Below are 19,224 nucleotides of genomic sequence, written 5' to 3' on the forward strand. Positions count from 1 at the left end.
TTTTATCTATGGATATGCATAATTATACATTTATTCAATTGGTGGCAGCAAGCGGAAAAACTAAACAATGACAAAAAAGCACAGATTCTATATTGTAAACGGAATTATCTATTCCGTTTTTGGTCTCTTAGGACTCTTAATTAGAAATGACTTAATCGAATATTTCAGATTCAATCCTTTAATAGTATCTACAATTTCCGTTGTCCTGGTTTTAACGGGATTAGTTTCAGTTCTTTTTGTGTATTTACAAGGCGGATTTACAAAAGACTCTCAAGTAATGCAAAGGTCTAATCTTGATTATAGAAGACAACTTGAAAGATTGAGAAATGAATTCTATCATATCATAAAAGACAGGGAGAATATTCAGATTGATGAGGAGAAGATAAAAGACATTATAGATTCCAAAATTGACCAAATAACAAGCGAGACCCTTTTCGAACAGATAAAAGAAAAATATGAATCAAGGTTAATTGACGACATCAAACACAAGGCATTAGAAGAAGAACTTTATGATGTGAAAAGACGAATAGAAAGAGAAGTTCTTCGTACCTCCAGAAATAGTAATATAAACTTATCTATCGGATTCTTCACAACATTCATAGCTATCTTTTTCTTAGGTTATTCTTTATTAGGTGTTGAATCGAACCAAGAAAGTTCAACTTCATTTATCTATCATTTTATCCCACGTTTGTCATTGAGTTTATTTATTGAGTTGTTTTCGTTTTTCTTTTTAAGAATTTATAAAAAGAATCTTGACGACATAAAATATCTAAATAATGAGAGAACAAACATTGACTTGAAACTTGTTGCACTCAGAACTTCAATAGCTTATGAAGAGAGTGCTGCGCTTAAAGAGGTTATTCTTGACTTGTCTAAAACGGAAAGGAATTTCGTTTTAAAGAAAGGAGAATCAACCGTAGAAATTGAAAAAGTACGTCAAGACGATAATAACTCAGAAAAGCTATTATCGAGTATTTTAAAAATTTTGGATAAAAAATAGTCAGCTACTAACACGGGTATAGTGCATGCCCTACGAGACACGCACCATACCCAAAACGTTACCTGTAAGGCTAAAAAAACATTCGAACTAAAAACAAAATTTAATGCAAAAAGATTATCAACAACTAATATCAAGTGTAAGAGGGAGAATTAACCCAGACAATTTCGCATTAAAAAAAGCTTTTTCTGAGGAATTATCAACGATTTCTTATAGTCAAGTTTTGATATATATAAGACTTGCCATGAAAGGTGTAGAGCCTGAATATACTCAAAAAAGTAAAGATGCTGGAGAAAGAGTTAAAGAGCATTTAAGTATAGAACTTGAAAATGTTGAATTTAGATATCAAGGCTCTGTTATGACCAATACACATATTAGGGGTTATAGTGATATAGACTTATTGACAATTTCAGATAAATTTTATTCGTATGATGTAAACAATATTCAGCAACTTTTGGCAAGCTCAGAAAGAAGGTCCAAATATTACCGGTCTTCAATTGAAAAGTTAGAAAAAGAGGTAAATACATCACCTTATTTAGGAAACTCAATTCAAGATTTAAGAGATTTAAGAATTAATAGCGAAAATGTTTTAAATAGAATTTATAGTGTCTGTGATACATCAAAACCCAAAGCAATTAAGATTAAAAACTTGAATTTAAATCGAGAAGTAGATATTGTAATAGCTAATTGGTATGATGATATTTCGTCAATAATTAATAATAAAGGAGATTATAGAGGTATTCAAATATTCAATAAGACGACGGATTCAAAAGAAAATCCAGATTATCCATTTTTGAGTATTAAAAGAATTAACGAAAGAAGTTCGGAAACAAATGGTAGGTTGAAAAAAATGATTCGATTTTTGAAGAATAGCAAAGCAAATTCAAATCAAGATATAGACTTAAATAGTTTCGAAATAAATGCTATATGTTATGATATTAATCCTTCGAAATACGAAAGCTTATCATTTTATGAATTAGTGCCAGTAATTTATAATCAAATGAAAGAGATAGCTACTGATGACAGTAAAGCAAATAATCTTGTTTCTGTAGATGGGAGAGAATATATCTTTAGACACAAGCAGTCTAAAAAAGATAATTTGAGAATATTACTTGCCGAAATAGAGGCGATTTTTGTTGATCTTAAAAGAACACTTGTATGATTATTAGACCTAAAATATTTATCGGCTCTTCAAGTGCAGGATTGGAAATAGCAGAGAAAGTCAAAGCACATTTGTCTAATATAGCGGACTGTTTCGTTTGGTCAGAACCAGATATTTGGGAAACAAACAGAAGTACCTTCGATAATCTGATTCGTATGGCGAATTACTTTGATTTTGGTGTCTTTGTTGCAACTGCTGATGATTTGACAGAAACCAACGACCGGTTAGTAATTGAACCAAGAGATAACGTCATTCTTGAAATGGCATTATTTTTAGGAGCAATGGGTCATCATAAATCTTTTTTGTTAGTAGAGAAAGGCATAAAATTACCCACAGATTTCAATGGAATTTATATGCCACGATTTGACACCAATGATGAAGATTCAATAAAAGATGCTTGCGATACTTATATGGCAAAAATCGAAGAACATTATCAATTAGGTCATTTAAGTTTATATCCAACGACAGCTTTGGCTATTGGCTACTATAAAAATTTTATAGCGGATTTGGTTGAAAGTGTTCAAACGGCTAAAAAAATGACCATCGATGAAACTGAATATACGGACTTTAAACTCAAAGTTGTTATTCCAGCTGACCTTAAAGGAATGATACGCGAAAAGGCGCAAGTATTTTATAAACGAAATGGGTTTTCTGCTAATGCAATGGAGGCAAAGTTTAGGAAACATCATTTATGGTTTCAATTAGATAAAAAAAATGCCCCAATTGCAATTATGTACGATATGCCAAGTACATTAACAGGAATTGACGATGCTATTGAGTTAATACTTCAAAAGAGCTATAAGGGCAGAACTAAAATTCAAGAATTAATTGAACAAAAAGAGCTCAATAATTTCAGAAGAGTATTACAAATGCAAATAGATAGCAGTCCATTTGCACAAGAGGTTGTAGAAATTATCGATGAATTTTAAATACACGAAAGTCCAATAAGTAACAACGTATATATCTCATAAATAATCAGTAAGTTGAAAAATCGAGTTATTTACATATCATTCGTATTATTTAATATAAGTCTGATTAGTAATTGTAAATCTCAAAAAGGAATTTTAAATGCAAATGAAATAGTGGAAATACTCCAGTGGAATAGATGTGGAGATAATGGAAGTAAGGAAGGTGAATTTCACTTGTTAAAAATAAGTCAGGACTCAACAATGATGATTTCTGGAACTCGAAATTCAGCTGATACCATAAAGAGCAAAACTGAATATTCAAAATGGAAGAAAATGACTGAACTTTTGAATGTTGAGGATTTTTTGAAGTTTGAATCCAAGGAGATAGTGAATTTGAAACCTGATAATTGTGAAAATGGAATTTCTATTATTACCAAGGACAGTATTTACACAGAAGCCAATGTCATATTCAATAAACTGATTGAAGAGTCTGAAACAATAAATGATTTGATAATAAAAACCAACAAGTAAGATTTTCTTTAATTATCGGAAACTACATTATTACTAAACCCACCGACTTTTTTGGGTAAATAAGCAGTAACGATGTTACTTCGGTTTTATTAACTTTAGCGTCCATTGATAAAAACTAGACCAACTTAATCAAGACTAAAATGGTGTGCATTTTCACGTGCTACACCGTTAACCTTATTCCTATGAAGACATTTTTGTGGTTCCTTTCCTTTTGTTTGCTTGTCAGCAATTCATCGCTCGCCCAAACCCATCAAAAAAATAGGGTCATTATCCTAACGGATATTGAGGCCGATCCAGATGATACACAGTCCTTGGTGCGTTTGCTGCTCTATTCCAATCAAATCGATATCAAGGGACTCGTGGCAACCACCTCATGCTGGATGCAAAACAAAATAAACCCGGAGTCCATTGCCAGGGTGATCCGAGGGTATGGAAAAGTACAACCCAATCTTTTAACCCACGAATCCGGTTATCCGGAATCGGAAGCCTTGTTGTCCTTGATCAAAAAGGGACTTCCGGTGTACGGTATGGACGGTGTAGGCGACGGTAAAGATTCCGAGGGTTCCGAATGGATCATTAAGGTCTTGGAAGAAAAGGATGATCGCCCCTTGTGGATTTCGGTTTGGGGCGGTGTAAATACCTTGGCGCAATCCCTCCATAAAATAAAACAAACGAAAAGTAAAAGCGAAGCCCAACGGATGATTTCAAAACTGCGGGTGTATACGATTTCCGATCAGGATGACAGCGGCCTTTGGATACGCAATACGTTTCCCGAACTTTTTTATATCGTTTCCCCGGGAGATCACTATGACTCGGCGACTTGGACAGGAATCAATACCTATATCAACGGAATCGATAACAGTAGCATAAGCAATACGTGGATTGCCGAAAATATTCAGCAGGACCATGGGCCTTTAGGTGCAGAATATCCCGATGTGGCTTGGGGCATGGAAGGGGATACCCCGGCTTTTTTGTCCCTGATTCCCAACGGACTCAATGTACCCGAACATCCGGAATGGGGCGCATGGGGCGGCCGATATGCACTGTATAAACCGGAATTTGACAAGACCAAAAAAGGAACTTCGGTCGTAACCATTGCTCCCGAGACCCGGGCTATTTGGACGAATGTTGATGATACGTATACGCCCTATGTTTCCCAAGAATATGGGAGAACGGTAAAAAGAGATACCTTGACGTTCAAGAACAATAAGGCCACCTTATGGCGATGGAGGGATGATTTTCAAAATGATTTTGCCGCCCGTATGGATTGGTGTTTGATGACGTATGAGGAGGCGAATCACCCACCGGTTCCCGGTCTGACCCATCCGGAGGAATTTACCGTAAAATCGGGCGAAGCTTTTAGTCTGGATGCGTTTAAATCCACCGACCCAGATGGGGATAACCTGAGTTATTTATGGTTTCACTATCCAGAGGAAAGTACCTATAAAAAGGAAATCTATATGGGGGCGGAGAATGTTCATATCGTGAACCTTACGGCGCCTGATGTGGATAAAAAGGAAACCCTTCATTTTATTTTAAAGCTCTCCGATAAAGGCAGCCCTTCCTTAACAAGGTACAAACGTGTTATCGTTACGGTTGTGCCTAAATAGCAGGTACGGCCACCTTGACATTGGGACTCAAGCTAAAATCCTAGAATGCTCCAATAAAAAAGCCACAAGTCTATTGTGGCTTTTGTAGATTTCGTGTATTACGTTGCTTAAATGGTCTGATAGTATGCTGTTAGGGTGCTATTCCCAATGCATCGACCAATTCTTCGTATGGCATTTTTTCTAGGTTGCCACGGTTCATCTTGGCACTCATTGATGCGGGAATCACCACATACCTGAATTTAAAGGGAACTAATTCTTCGGACTCATAACCCATAAAATTAATAAATATGAAGCCTAAATAATCTAAAGATGTAGCGGTTTCCTCGTCTATCATGGGATATCCAGAATCTTCCAAGTCAGGCTGATTGGTAAAACTTAAATCGGTACGAATTTCTAGACTGCCTTCATAGACATTGTAATACGTTAAAAAGTTTGCCGTGGCGCCTTCAGGCCCTTGGGCATGGACGAAAAGTTGGGGCAATGGAGAAATATAGGGAGTTCCTTCGGGCACTAACGGGGAATCCGGATTAATAGTAGTGTACACCATAATTAAAGAAGATTCTAAAATTTCTGGGGTAAAGCGATCATCTTCTACAAACAGGTTGGCGGAATAGGTTAAACGTGGTTCATCTAGAAATCCAAATGCATTATTTAAATCGAAGGGTATCCATTCGCTAGAAAATACATTCACATTGCCATCTTCGCCGGCAGGACCTTGTTCACCCTGTTCTCCTTGTTCACCTTGTTCACCCTGTGGGCCTTGTTCACCTTGTGGTCCCTGTTCACCTTGATTGCCCTGAGGCCCTTGTTCGCCCTGGATTCCTTGAATTCCTTGAGGTCCCATGGCACCATCCATTCCGTCTTCCGGCTCACAGGCCAAAAACAAACCTATAACACAACCAAATAATAATGTTTTTTTAAAAAAGTAGTAGTTCATCTAAAATTGAATTTGTTGATTCGTTACCTAATAACGACCTGAAATATAATTTAGTACGTAAAATCTTACAATTTTGATTCTCTAGTCTTTCTGGGTAGTGGTTGACATACGGAGCAGCTTGTCCTGAGTGTGGGCACTGAGCGGCCTGCCCTGAGCCTTTCGTTTTGCTCCGCAAGGTGCGCTCAAAGAAAACATGTTTTCTTTTCACCCAATGCTCAAGGTAAACTACATCGAAGGGAGCCGAAGTGAAGTCGAAGTGGAAAAGCCAAAAGCCAACGGCTAACAGCCTTTTTTTATCCCTTTCTAAACTCCCCAGGCGCTACACCCACGCGGTTTTTAAAAAGTCGGCTAAAATAGGCCGGGTCGTTAAAGTTGAGGAAGTAGGCCACTTCCGCAATGGAATAGGAGGTGTTCAACAGGTATTTTTTGGCCTCCGCGATGGTAAATTCCTGCACCACTTTTAAGGCAGAGGTTCCCGCTACGGTATGGCATACCCGGTTGAGGTGGGTTTGGGTAATGCCCAGTTTTTTTGCAAAGGTTTTGATGCTGGGCAGGTCTTGGGCATGCTGCCTTATGAGTTCCTGAAACTGCTGAAAATAGGCCAAGTTGCGGTTGTTGGTGAGTAAATCGGCCGTTCGGGTCCTAAACTTTTCACGGTACAGTTCCAAGTAGAGCATTTCAAAATAGGTCTTGAGGGCCAGCAGTTTTTCGGGCGCATTGTCAAAAATCTCTTGCTGGATCTTGTCCTTCCAATAGTCGAACTCCGCAAAACGTTCGGGACGTTCTGTAAAGGAAATACAGGCCAATTGACCCAATTGTCGGGTAAGGTCGGGCTTGTTGGGCAACAGGGTATCGTAAAAGGAAACGGAGAGGGTCATGACATGACCGGTAATGTGCGGCTCAAAATGAAAACCGTGCAGTACGTTGGCGGGTACGGTCACTGTACAAGGGGCATTTAGGGAGACTTCTTGCTTTTCGGAATATAGGGTGCCACTTCCCGAGGAAATTAAAAAGAGCTGCACGAGATCGGTGTGGATATGTTCCTCAATTTCCCACGCATAGATCTTGCTACGGTCTTGTAGGGGTTCTAGATGGATGAAATCGGACACCATAGGCAACTGCTGCTCGCCATATAAACCTTGGTAGCGAAGGAGGTCGTTCATTAATGTATATTTAAAACAAGTATCTACAATTAGAAATAATATAGTAAATATATGTATTTCAATATATTAAATAATAATCTGATATCATATTCAATATATATAACGGTTAAAATGTTTATTTTGTACAATAATAAAACAAAAATATCCAAGAGTAAACATCAATGTTTCAGTAGGTTTGAATGGATGAATTGATTGTCCGTTGATAATCTTACTTACACTTTTAGTGTCAGGTCGAGCGGTCATATCGAGCGCAGTCGAAATGCGAGACCTTAATTAAAATGAATTGAGCCTATAGACCTCTCGACTTTAAGTTTATCTTGAGCAAAGCCGAAAGACTCGAGGTGACAACCAGTTATGGTGGATTAGGGATAATTAAAAATTAATACTAATGGCTTCTGAATTTTTAGACCAATTTGATAGGGAGGTGCAACCGCCCTACCTTCACGAAGCGTATAAATCCACCTTGCTACGGGCGCCTTTACAGCCTTTGGTGGTGCCCCCAAAAAAAGACATTAGCTTGAGTGGTCCGCTGTTCAAGGATTTTAAACTGGGTGCTTTGGACCATGACCTGACCAAAAATTCGGTCAAGGACGGCGAGGCCATCGGGGAGCGTATTGTGGTACACGGAAAGGTGACCAATGAAAAGGGACATCCTTTGCCCCATACCCTTATTGAACTCTGGCAGGCGAATTCCGCCGGGCGCTACGTACACAAAGTGGACCAGCACGATGCCCCGTTGGACCCCAACTTTTTGGGAACCGGCCGTTGCATGACCGATGCCCATGGCAATTATAAATTCTATACCATAAAGCCCGGAGCCTATCCCTGGGGCAACCACCCCAATGCATGGCGGCCCAACCACATCCATTTTTCACTCTTTGGTGGCGATATTACGAGTAGGTTGATTACCCAAATGTATTTTCCGGGCGACCCACTTTTTGAACACGACCCTATTTTTAAGGCCGTACCGCCCAAGGGCAGGGAATTGTTGATTTCCAAGTTCGACCTTTCCATCACCGAACCCAATTTTGCCCTAGGCTACCGTTTTGATATTGTTTTGCGCGGAAAACATGCAACCCCTTTTGAAAATCTGTAAGCGACCATGAGCGATACCCTAAAAAAACAGACCCCCTCACAAACCATAGGTCCCTACTTTGCGTACGGACTTACGCCGCAGCAATACGGCTACGCCTATGATAGCTTGGCGGACAATGATATGACCAAGGGGCTTACGAACATAACTCCCATTACCATCACCGGAGCCGTGTATGACGGCAATGGCAACCCCATAGACGATGCCATGGTGGAACTTTGGCAGGATGATGGCGAACATAAACTGTTTGGTCGCTATGGCACGGGAACGGATGAAGGAAACACCTTTACCTTTACCACTGTAAAACCGAAATCCGTGAACGGGGAAGCGCCATATATCAACGTAATTTTGTTTATGCGCGGGCAATTGTTGCATTCCTATACCCGTATCTATTTTTCGGACGAGGCGGAACTTAATCAATCAGATGCTCTATTGCAATCAATCGACAAGGAGCGCAGGCAGACCCTGATAGCGGAGAAAAACGGAGAAGGCTATACCTTCAATATGTACATGCAAGGGACGCAGGAAACCGTATTTTTTGAAATCTAACCAGAAATAAAATGTCACTCTACGCCAATACCTTTAATGCCCTTGAACTGACGGAATTATTTTCGGACCGGTACGCCGTGGCCACGTTGTTGAAGGTGGAAGCCGAATTGGCAAAAGCCCAAGCGTCCGAAGGTATCATTCCCGAGGCCGCAGCAAAAATCATAGCCGATTGTTGTGTGGTCGATGCGATTGATATCAATAGTCTGAAGACCGATGTGGTCTTGGGGGGCAATGTGGCCATTCCGCTGGTCAAGCAACTTACCAAGATTATTAAGAATCGGGATTTTGAAGCCTCCAAATACGTGCATTTGGGAGCCACGAGTCAGGATATTATCGATACCGCCACCATTCTCACCATTAAGGACTATCTGGAGTGGATGGAAGCGAAACTCAAAGCTTTACAAGAGGTTTTGGTGCAGACCACAAAAGACCACGCGGAGACCATTATGATCGGGCGTACCTTGTTGCAACAGGCCAAACCCATGACTTTTGGGGTGAAGACCGCTGGATGGCTGGAAAGTTGTTCGCGCAATCTGTCGCGCTTGGGTCACTTAAAGGAAAATTTGTACAGCATACAATTGGGCGGTGCTGTAGGCAGCGGCAATGCCCACATCACCACGGGGGTACAGGAGAAAATGGCCTATGCCTTAGGGTTGCAATCTGCTTTTCCATGGCAATCACAACGTGATTCCCTGAACGAGTTTGCTTCCTTTTTGGGGATTGTTTCTGGAAGTTTGGGCAAGATGGCCAAGGATATTTCACTGTTGATGCAAACCGAAGTGGCCGAAGTCTTTGAAGGGGCGGCAGAAGGTAAGGGCGGGTCCAGTACCATGCCGCACAAACGGAATCCCGTGAGCTGTGCCCTTATTTTGGGCAATGCCATCCGTACCCCGGGATTGGTTGCTACCATGCTCAGCGCTATGCCTCAGGAACACGAACGCTCCGCCGGACATTGGCATGCGGAGTGGGAAACCCTGAGTACCTTGATGCAGCTTACAGCGGGCGCTTTGGAGAAATCGGTAGATTTGATTACGAATCTGGAAGTGGATAAAAAGCGCATGTTGCAGAACATCGAGATTACTAACGGACTCATCTATGCAGAGAAGGTGTCCTTGCAATTGTCCAAGTCCATCGGAAAAATGCAGGCCCATGAATCCGTAAAAAAAGCATGTCATTTGGCGATGCAGCAGCAAAAACATTTAAAGGAAGTGGTGCAGGAGATGCATCCACAATTAGAAAATTTGGACGCCTTGTTCTTAGCCGAAAACGCGATTGGAAATAGTGTGGAGTGGGTAGAAAAGGTGTTAAAAAAATACAATACTGAGTTCGATAATTAAGTCTTTATTTGTGGTCAATGGGCAAATTAATTTTTGTGATGTCTCCCCGAGCGCAGTCGAGGGGTCAATCGGCAATTATAAACTGGATAAGGCCTTGCATCTCGACTGCGCTCGATGTGACGGCCCAACCTTAAAATTTGCAACGACTTATTCTCCTTTTTTAATGAATTTATGATGTATAGAACTCAGAAAAGTCTAATTAAAAACCTATGAAGACCAATTATAAGATACAAGGTACGCCCAATAGTCCCGTACTGATGTTCTCCAATTCCTTGGGGGCGGATTTAACGATGTGGGACGATTTGGTGCCGCACCTCTTGCCATATTTTAGGGTGTTACAGTACGATACCCGTGGCCACGGGCAAAGTGAATTGACCGATGGGCCCTATACCATTGAAATGTTGGGTAAGGATGTGATCGACCTTTTGGACCAATTGAAGATTGATAAAGTGTATTTCTGCGGATTGTCCATGGGGGGTATGATAGGTCAGTACCTCGGGATTCACCATCCAAATCGATTGCACAAGTTGATCATCAGCAATACCGATGCTAAAATTGGTACGGCAGAAGGATGGAAGGATCGCATAAAGACCATAAACGAACAAGGCATGCAGGCCATTGTAGATGGCACAATGGAAAAGTGGTTTACCAAGGCATTCCATAGTACGCATCCTTACCGTATTGCGGAAATGAGAGAAATCTTTTTGGCCAATAGGATAGTGGGGTATACGGCATGTTGTGCGGCCTTGGGAGCTGCGGATTTTAGGGAAGACATTAAAAAGATTTCGGTGGAAACCTTAATTATCACGGGCGATGAGGATGAGGTTACCAATGTGGAACAGGCGAAAGCCCTGCAAAAGGAAATTGCAGGCGCGCAACTGAAGGTATTTAACGCCCGGCATTTACCCAGTACCGAATTACCGGCCTACTACGCGGAAACCCTGATCGATTTTATCGTGGGCGAGGATGGTTTTGACCGAGGGATGCACGTTCGCCGTACGGTGTTGGGAAGTGCCCATGTGGACCGCGCGAACGGGAATAAAAACGAATTCAATACCGATTTTCAGGAATTTATATCGCAATACGCTTGGGGAGAGATTTGGACCCGCCCGGGATTATCCAAACACACCCGAAGTCTCATTACCCTTTCCATGCTGGTACCGCTGAATAAAAAGGCGGAGTTTAAGATGCATGTTCGGGCAGCCTTTAACAATGGGGTCACGATAGCCGAAATCAAGGAAGTGATTTTGCAATCGGGTATTTATTGTGGCCTGCCCGCCGCCAACGATGCCATGCATTCGGCAGAGGAGGTTTTTGAGGAACTGGGATTGGAGTATAAGGAATAACGGATTGTCTGTAAAATATGCATAAAGCGAGTTTATGTTAGGTCGAGCCGTCACATCGAGCGCAGTCGAGATGCGAGACCTAATGAAGCTTATTAATGAAATAACCTCTCGACTGCGCTCGAGGAGACTGTAGGCTATTAAAGATAGGATATGAAAAAGTGTAAGAAATGATCAACATTAAAACACAAGTAGGGATTATTGGTGCCGGTCCGGCCGGATTGGTCCTGGCGAATTGGCTGAGAAAGTACGGGATCGAATCCGTTATCATTGAATTGCGGTCAAGGGAATATGTAGAAGGCAGGGTGCGTGCCGGTCTGGTAGAACAGAACACCAAGGACATTTTAAAGGAATTGGGGTTGGATGCCCGTATGAAAAAGGAAGGTATTGTTCACGATGGCGTGTATTTGAGTTTTGACGAGGAACGTGTTCATATTCCTTTTGGGGAATTAACGGGAGGTAGAACCATAAGTATTTATGGCCAACAGGAAATTGTAAAAGATTTGACAGATGCCTGGTTGCAAGAAGGGGGGCAATTGCACTTTGAGACCAAAGCAACCAAAATTGTGGATTTTGATACCAAAAATCCAAAAATCCATTTCGAAAAAGACGGGGAAGAAGAAATTATGGAGTGCGATTTTGTGGCGGCCTGTGATGGTTTTCACGGTATAGGGAGAAAGACCTTGCCCCATAAAAGTTTTCAATCCTATGACATTACCTACCCTTTCAGTTGGTTGGGTATTTTAGCCCACGTGGCACCGTCTACGGATGAATTGATATATGCCTACCACGAGAATGGTTTTGCCTTGCACAGCCTGCGTTCGGAAACGGTGAGCCGATTATATATTCAGGTAGATAATGACGAGTCGGTCGATAATTGGTCGGATGACCGAATCTGGAGCGAACTTTCCAAACGCTTGGCCACCCCCGGTTTTGAATTGGAGGAAGGTCCCATTTTTGAAAAGGGTATTACGCCTATGCGAAGCCATATGATCGATAGTTTGCAATCGGGTCGCTTATTTTTATCGGGAGATGCTGCACATATTGTGCCTCCAACCGGTGGTAAAGGTATGAACCTTGCCATTGCCGATGTAAAACACTTGGTAGATGCCTTTGTAGATTTTTATACAAATAATTCCGAAGTCAAGATGGAAAGCTATACCCGTATCGCTTTGCAGCGTATTTGGAGGGCCCAGGATTTTTCCAATTTTATGACCAAGCTGTTCCACAAGCAAGATGCTCATGGTTCCTTTACTTATCGCTTACAGAAAGCGAAGTTCGATTATCTAAAAGTGTCCAGAGCCTATAAAACCACAATAGCGGAAAATTATGTGGGCCTACCCTTTGAATCCTTTGAAATGTAGAATGATGAACTATTCAACGGCTATTAAATGGTTTTTTTATGATGTAAATTGTAAGGTCGAGCTGTCATATCGAGCGCAGTCGAGATGCGAGACCTCGATAAAAAATCAAGTTATCATTGTTAATCCGAAAAATATAAAGAATTGAAAGCGGTACCTGTAATAACAGCACAAAAGGCGGCAAGTCTTGTTAAAAATGGGGATACCCTAATGGTTGGAGGCTTTGGAATGACGGGCAACCCCGTGAACATCGTTCACGAACTGGCCAAGACACAGACAAAGGACCTTACCTATATTGCAAACAACGTAGGGGAACCCAATATGGGAGGGGGGCGCTTGTTGAACAACGGACAGTTGAAAAAAATGATCGGTTCTTTCTTTACTTCCAATCGGGAAGCGGTATTGGCCGCCCAAGAAGGTCGGGTGGAATATGAATTATTGCCCCAAGGCACCCTGGCAGAAGCGATTAGGGCAGGAGGTGCAGGTATAGGCGGATTTTATACCCCAACGTCGGCAGGAACCCTGATTGCAAAAGGCAGGGAAACTAAAGTACTCGATGGCAAGGAACAGGTATTCATAGAAGGAATTAATGGAAATGTAGCCTTTATACGAGCTTGGAAGGCCGATACGGCCGGAAATCTGCAATACCGAATGACCGAACAAAACTTTAACCGTGCCATGGCTACCGCGGCGGATATTGTCATTGCAGAAGTACAGGAAATTGTTCCCGTGGGCGAGCTGGACCCTAATGAAATACATACCCCGGGTTGTTTTGTGGATTATTTGGTAGAACGCAAACTAACTTTGGAAGATTTGGGTATCTCGGCATCGGTCGGATCCTCAAAAGTGGTCGATGAAAAACGGATGAACATGGCCAAGCGTGCCTTTGCGGAATTGAGCAAAGGTGATGTGGTAAATTTAGGTATTGGAATCCCCACCTTGGTAGCCGATTATATTACCCCTGAAGATGGTATCATTCTCCATACCGAAAATGGGATGTTGGGTGTAGGCCCGGAACCCAAAGATGGGGGAGGAGCGATGCATTATCCCGTAAATGCGGGTAAAGTGCCGGTAACGGCATTGGAGGGCAGTAGCTATTTTGATAGTGCCGATAGTTTTGCCATGATTCGTGGTGGACATATTGATGTGGCCATTATGGGAGGATTGGAAGTTGATGCCCAGGGGAACCTCGCCAACTGGTCCGTACCCGGAAAGCCTTTGTTGGGTGTGGGCGGGGCAATGGATTTGGCCTCCGGAGCAAAGAAATTAATCATTACTTTAGGCCATACCGATAGGGACGGCAATTCCAAAGTTGTGGAAAACTGCAGCTTGCCTATAACCGATTTTAACTGTGTGGATGTCCTGATCACGGAACTGGCGGTCTTTAAATTTATTGAAGGGCAATTGACCTTAACGGAAATTTTACCGGGAAGTAGCCTGGAGGAGGTCCGTGAAAAGACAGCCGCCAAATTTGTTGAACAATTAGCATAACCGAATGAAAGAAGCATATATCGTAGACGCAATACGCACCCCCATAGGAAGTTTTAGAGGAGCTTTGGCCCCGGTTCGCGCCGATGATTTGGCGGCCATTCCGATCAAGGCCCTGTTAGAAAAATATCCAAACTTGCCCAAGGACGCTATTGATGATGTTATTTTGGGCTGTCATAACCAAGCAGGGGAGGACAATCGGAATGTTGCTCGAATGGCCCTGTTATTGGCCGGTTTGCCCTATACCGTTCCCGGGGAAACGGTCAACCGATTATGCTCCTCAGGAATGTCCGCCGTGATTCATGCGAATCGGGCCATCAAAGCCGGTGACGGGGAGGTATTTATTTCCGGGGGGATGGAACACATGTCCCGCGGACCCTACGTAATTTCCAAAGTATCAACCGCATTTGGCAACGATTCCAAAATGGAAGATTCCAGTTTTGGCTGGCGCTTTGTGAACAAAAAGCTTCATGAAATGTACGGTACCGATGCCATGGGTGTTACTGCAGAGAATTTGGCGGAAAAGTTCAATATCAGTCGGGAAGACCAAGATTTGTTTGCCTATAACTCGCAAATGAAAGCGACCAAAGCACAACAAAATGGCGTTTTAGCCGAAGAAATCTGCATTGTGGAAATTCCGCAACGGAAGGGAGACCCTATTTTGGTTACCCAAGATGAATTTATTCGTCCGGATACCACGTTGGAGAAATTGGCCACCCTAAGAACCGTCTTTAAAAAGGACGGGACGGTGACGGCGGGAAATGCCTCGGGACTGAATGATGGAGCCGCGGCGATGTTGGTCGTTTCGGAAGAAGCATTGAAGAAATACGGACTAAAACCGAAGGCTAGAATCGTAGCTTCGGCAGTGGTGGGGGTAGAACCGAGAATCATGGGAATTGGTCCGGTCTATGCCACCAGAAAGGTTTTGGAAAAAACGGGCCTTTCCCTTAAGGATATGGACGTGATGGAATTCAATGAAGCTTTTTCCGCACAAGCCCTGGCCTGTACCCGGGAATTGGGATTGGCCGATGACGACCCAAGAATAAACCCGAATGGAGGAGCCATTGCCATTGGTCACCCTTTGGGAATGTCCGGCACACGAATCCTCCAAGCCGCCACCAATCAATTGGTGAGAAATAGCGGAAAATATGGGTTGACCACCATGTGTGTGGGAGTCGGTATGGGGTATGCTGTGATTGTGGAAAGAACCGTGTAAAATTTTAAAAATAAAAACGTGTCCTAGGTAATTTTTGTACTGAAATTTTCACTTTTAGATACTCAAGAATTGATTAAATCCAAAAAAGTAAAATGGGTGATTTTTTCTTAATTTCTTACGCTACTGGCCAGTAATATAGTACAATAGGTTTAGGTACCTTTTATACTTCTTTAAGAGTTGATGGTTCTTTACGTTTTTGCCACGGGAAAAAAATAAAAAACACCTCAGCATCTAATTTTAAACTTTAAAAATTAATTTTTAAAGTATTGATAATGTTTTAGTTATTATAATTTTTAGCTGGCATTATTTGCCTACCAAAAAGCCATTGTTGATAACAGTGTTGAAAAACTTCGGAGGGAATTTAACTATTGAAGGTTTAAAAATTTGACCTTTATACCTCTCGAAAAAAGTATCACTTTAACCTTTTATTAACATGGAAATAACAGAAGTCATTAAAAGGGACTTTACTACTAAACCCTTTCAATTACACAAGATTACAAATGCAATTTTAAAGGCTATGACCGCTGTGGAACTTGGTGGTCCTGGTGAGGCCGAGGAAATTTCCAAAAATGTGTATGCTGCCCTTTTGGAAAGGAAGGAAAAAGATACATCCTACAAACCAACGGTTGAGGAGGTTCAGGATTTTGTGGAGAAAAAATTAATGGAAGGTGGGTTCTTTGAGGTTGCCAAGGCGTATATCCTATATAGGAACGAGCAGGCCCAAAAAAGGAAATCAAATATTTTCGAGAAACGTATCAATCTAAAACCATATGAATATCCTGCATTGTACGAGTATGTACCGGCAATAAGGCATTCGTATTGGATCCATACAGAATTCAATTTTACAAGTGACATACAGGATTTTAAGACCCGTCTTAACGATACGGAGCGTAGCGCCATAAAAAATACCATGTTGGCCATTTCCCAAATAGAAGTTGCCGTAAAAAGCTTTTGGGGCGATATCTATCATAAAATGCCTAAACCAGAGATAGGTTCTGTGGGTGCCACGTTCGCGGAAAGTGAGGTAAGACATCATGATGCATATTCACATCTTTTGGAAATCCTAGGATTGAACCAAGAGTTCAAAAACCTAAAGAAGAAGCCTGTCATCATGAAGCGTGTCCATTATTTGGAGACGGCCCTAAAGAATGCGAAAAGCGAGGATAATAAGGAATATGCGGAATCCATCTTATTATTCTCTCTATTTATAGAGCATGTATCCCTGTTTTCACAGTTCTTGATCATCATGGCCTTTAATAAATACAAGAACATGTTGAAAGGTATTTCCAATGTAGTGGAAGCGACATCCAAAGAGGAACAAATCCACGGGGATTTTGGTATCGATATTATCAATATCATCAAAGATGAAAACCCGGATTGGTTCGATGTGGAATACCACACCATGGTTCAGGATATGTGCAAGGATGCCTTCGATGCCGAGAGCGATATTATAGACTGGATTTTTGAGGCAGGCGAAATCGACTTTTTGCCCAAGGTATTGGTGAAGGAGTTCATTAAAAAGAGATTCAACGATTCCTTGGACAGTATAGGAATCGACAAAATATTTGAGGTAGACGAGAAATTATTGGCGCAGACGGAATGGTTTGATGATGAAATTATCGGTACCAAACATGGGGATTTTTTCGTAAAACGCTCCATAAATTACAGCAAAAGAACACAAAGTATAACCAGCGACGACTTATTTTAACATGAACGAAACAAAACTAAACTCAGAGAAAGAAGTAGTACAGGAAGGAAAAGTATTAAAAGGTTCCGACCAATTAGTGCAAGCCCGAAAGGAGGCATTGAAAAACTTGTCCGAAGAGAAGAATCAAGGAAAAGGATTTGCCTGGCTAAACGAACACAGCCGAAATTTTTTGGCATCCGGGTACCTTACAAAAGGAGTTACCCCAGAGGAACGTATTCGTGAGATTGCGGATAGGGCAGAGGCCATTCTGAAGATTCCTGGATTTTCTGATAAGTTCTATGGGTATATGAGTGAAGGGTTTTACTCGTTAGCTTCACCGGTCTGGTCAAACTTTGGGAAGCAAAGAGGTTTACCCATTAGCTGTTTTGGGTCGCATATAGACGATGATATGGGTAATATTCTTTTTACCCAGTCAGAAGTGGGCATGATGTCCAAATTAGGGGGAGGAACTTCAGGATATTTCGGGAAAATAAGACATCGTGGTGCCGAGGTAAAAAATAACGGTCAGGCTTCTGGAGCTGTTCACATTATGCAGCTATTTGAATCCATGGTAGATGTGGTAAGCCAAGGTTCTGTTCGTCGAGGTCGGTTTTCTCCATATTTACCTGTTGAGCATCCAGATATTAAGGAGTTCTTGGAAATAGGAACAGAAGGAAACCCTATTCAAGAGTTGACCCATGGTGTAACGGTTACCAATGAATGGATGCAAGAGATGGTGGATGGGGATACTGAAAAAAGGTCTATCTGGGCCAAAGTATTGCAGCGTAGAGGGGAAATGGGATATCCTTATATTTTCTTCAAGGACAACGCCAATAATGGGGCAGCGGATGTGTATAGGGATAAAAACCACCCTATTTATGCGAGTAACCTATGTACGGAAATCATGTTGCCATCCAACGATCAATGGTCTTTTGTTTGTGTGTTATCTTCCGTAAACCTATTGCATTATGATAAATGGAAAAATACCGATGCAGTAGAAACAATGGTACACTTCTTGGACGCTGTAATTACGGAGTTCTGTGAAAAATTGGAGGTATATCGTGATTCCGATAGTAGGGAAGACCGTCAAACGTTCTTATTCATGGAACGTGCATACAACTTTGCCAAGGAAAACCGTTCTTTAGGTCTTGGAGTACTTGGGTGGCATTCTTTATTACAATCCAAAATGCTAGCGTTTAATAGCCAAGAAGCATATAATTTAAATAGTGAAATTTTCAAGGCTATAAAGGAGAAGTCCTATAAAGCTTCTGAGGAATTGGCGCAAAAATTTGGAGAGCCCGAAGTATTGAAAGGGTATGGAAGACGTAATGCAACATTGAATGCAATCGCTCCAACGACTTCGTCAGCATTTATTCTAGGACAGGTATCCCAGGGTATAGAGCCAATATGGTCCAATACCTATGTAAAGGATATTGCCAAGGTGAAAACGACGATTAGAAATCCTTATTTAGTAGCCTTATTGGAAGAAAAAGGAAAAAACACGACTGAAGTTTGGAGAAGTATTCGAGATTTTGATGGTTCTGTTCAACACTTGGATTTCTTAACGGATGAGGAAAAAGACGTATTTAAAACGTATTCGGAAATAGACCAAATGGATATCATCTATCAGGCGGCAAATAGGCAAAACCATATTGACCAAGGTCAATCCGTGAACATCATCGTTCATCCGGAAATGCCAGTTAAGGAAATCAATAAAATTCACGTAACTGCATGGAAGTTAGGGTTAAAGTCGCTTTACTATCAGCATAGTATGAACGCCGCACAGAAATTCAAACAAAAGAAGGAGTGTGCAAGCTGTGAAGCATAAGAAAGGATAAAACA

At 41.6% G+C, this 19,224-nt stretch carries 16 protein-coding genes; 14 read left to right on the forward strand and 2 right to left on the reverse strand.

Annotation, left to right across the window (positions count from 1 at the left end; genetic code table 11):
- Window positions 1-67: 67 nt before the first annotated feature.
- The 5 genes from CJ263_RS16390 (at window position 68) to CJ263_RS16410 (ending at window position 5,208) form a co-directional block, all read left to right on the forward strand.
- The gene (locus CJ263_RS16390; protein ID WP_094998254.1) at window positions 68-1,000 is read left to right on the forward strand and encodes a hypothetical protein; all 933 of its coding nucleotides are present in this window, start codon (window positions 68-70) and stop codon (window positions 998-1,000) included.
- A gap of 103 nt (window positions 1,001-1,103) precedes the next feature.
- The gene (locus CJ263_RS16395; RefSeq protein ID WP_094998255.1) at window positions 1,104-2,159 is read left to right on the forward strand and encodes a nucleotidyltransferase domain-containing protein; all 1,056 of its coding nucleotides are present in this window, start codon (window positions 1,104-1,106) and stop codon (window positions 2,157-2,159) included.
- Entirely contained in the window at window positions 2,156-3,088 is a 933-nt protein-coding gene (locus tag CJ263_RS16400) for an STING domain-containing protein (RefSeq protein ID WP_094998256.1), read from the forward strand. Before CJ263_RS16395 ends, CJ263_RS16400 begins: the two co-directional genes overlap by 4 nt.
- 54 nt (window positions 3,089-3,142) lie before the next feature.
- Complete coding sequence (locus CJ263_RS16405) at window positions 3,143-3,598, forward strand: hypothetical protein (RefSeq protein ID WP_158657184.1); 456 nt, start codon at window positions 3,143-3,145, stop codon at window positions 3,596-3,598.
- A 182-nt stretch (window positions 3,599-3,780) separates the two neighbouring features.
- The gene (locus CJ263_RS16410) at window positions 3,781-5,208 is read left to right on the forward strand and encodes a DUF1593 domain-containing protein (RefSeq protein ID WP_094998258.1); all 1,428 of its coding nucleotides are present in this window, start codon (window positions 3,781-3,783) and stop codon (window positions 5,206-5,208) included.
- A gap of 130 nt (window positions 5,209-5,338) precedes the next feature.
- Here CJ263_RS16410 and CJ263_RS21155 read toward each other — a convergent pair whose 3' ends face one another.
- Both CJ263_RS21155 and CJ263_RS16420 read right to left on the reverse strand, forming a co-directional pair.
- Window positions 5,339-6,145 (reverse strand): hypothetical protein, encoded by an 807-nt coding sequence (locus CJ263_RS21155; RefSeq protein WP_094998259.1) that lies wholly within the window; start codon window positions 6,143-6,145, stop codon window positions 5,339-5,341.
- Window positions 6,146-6,438: 293 nt separating this feature from the next.
- Window positions 6,439-7,308: a helix-turn-helix domain-containing protein gene (locus tag CJ263_RS16420; protein ID WP_094998260.1), complete on the reverse strand. Its 870-nt coding sequence runs from the start codon at window positions 7,306-7,308 to the stop codon at window positions 6,439-6,441.
- 388 nt (window positions 7,309-7,696) lie between these two features.
- Between CJ263_RS16420 and pcaH the strand changes: the two genes are divergently transcribed.
- The 9 genes from pcaH to CJ263_RS16465 all read left to right on the forward strand — a co-directional run bounded on the left by pcaH (window position 7,697) and on the right by CJ263_RS16465 (window position 19,210).
- A complete protein-coding gene (gene pcaH, locus CJ263_RS16425) occupies window positions 7,697-8,404 on the forward strand; it encodes a protocatechuate 3,4-dioxygenase subunit beta (RefSeq protein WP_094998261.1) in 708 nt (235 codons plus the stop codon).
- Window positions 8,405-8,410: 6 nt separating this feature from the next.
- Complete coding sequence (gene pcaG, locus CJ263_RS16430; RefSeq protein ID WP_094998262.1) at window positions 8,411-8,950, forward strand: protocatechuate 3,4-dioxygenase subunit alpha; 540 nt, start codon at window positions 8,411-8,413, stop codon at window positions 8,948-8,950.
- Window positions 8,951-8,961: 11 nt separating this feature from the next.
- Complete coding sequence (pcaB, locus tag CJ263_RS16435; RefSeq protein ID WP_094998263.1) at window positions 8,962-10,287, forward strand: 3-carboxy-cis,cis-muconate cycloisomerase; 1,326 nt, start codon at window positions 8,962-8,964, stop codon at window positions 10,285-10,287.
- A gap of 209 nt (window positions 10,288-10,496) precedes the next feature.
- Entirely contained in the window at window positions 10,497-11,633 is a 1,137-nt protein-coding gene (gene pcaDC / locus CJ263_RS21505) for a bifunctional 3-oxoadipate enol-lactonase/4-carboxymuconolactone decarboxylase PcaDC (RefSeq protein WP_094998264.1), read from the forward strand.
- A 167-nt stretch (window positions 11,634-11,800) separates the two neighbouring features.
- The gene (locus CJ263_RS16445; protein ID WP_188669475.1) at window positions 11,801-12,994 is read left to right on the forward strand and encodes a 4-hydroxybenzoate 3-monooxygenase; all 1,194 of its coding nucleotides are present in this window, start codon (window positions 11,801-11,803) and stop codon (window positions 12,992-12,994) included.
- 141 nt (window positions 12,995-13,135) lie between these two features.
- A complete protein-coding gene (locus CJ263_RS16450) occupies window positions 13,136-14,482 on the forward strand; it encodes a 3-oxoacid CoA-transferase (RefSeq protein WP_094998265.1) in 1,347 nt (448 codons plus the stop codon).
- Between the two features lie 4 nt (window positions 14,483-14,486).
- Window positions 14,487-15,695, forward strand: a complete 1,209-nt coding sequence (pcaF, locus tag CJ263_RS16455; protein WP_094998266.1) for a 3-oxoadipyl-CoA thiolase — start codon at window positions 14,487-14,489, stop codon at window positions 15,693-15,695.
- Window positions 15,696-16,128: 433 nt separating this feature from the next.
- Window positions 16,129-17,403, forward strand: coding sequence for a ribonucleotide-diphosphate reductase subunit beta (locus CJ263_RS16460; protein ID WP_094998267.1), 1,275 nt, complete (start codon window positions 16,129-16,131; stop codon window positions 17,401-17,403).
- 1 nt (window position 17,404) lies between these two features.
- Complete coding sequence (locus tag CJ263_RS16465) at window positions 17,405-19,210, forward strand: ribonucleoside-diphosphate reductase subunit alpha (protein WP_094998268.1); 1,806 nt, start codon at window positions 17,405-17,407, stop codon at window positions 19,208-19,210.
- Window positions 19,211-19,224: the final 14 nt, after the last annotated feature.

This window comes from Maribacter cobaltidurans (assembly GCF_002269385.1).
Classification (GTDB): Bacteria; Bacteroidota; Bacteroidia; order Flavobacteriales; family Flavobacteriaceae; genus Maribacter; species Maribacter cobaltidurans.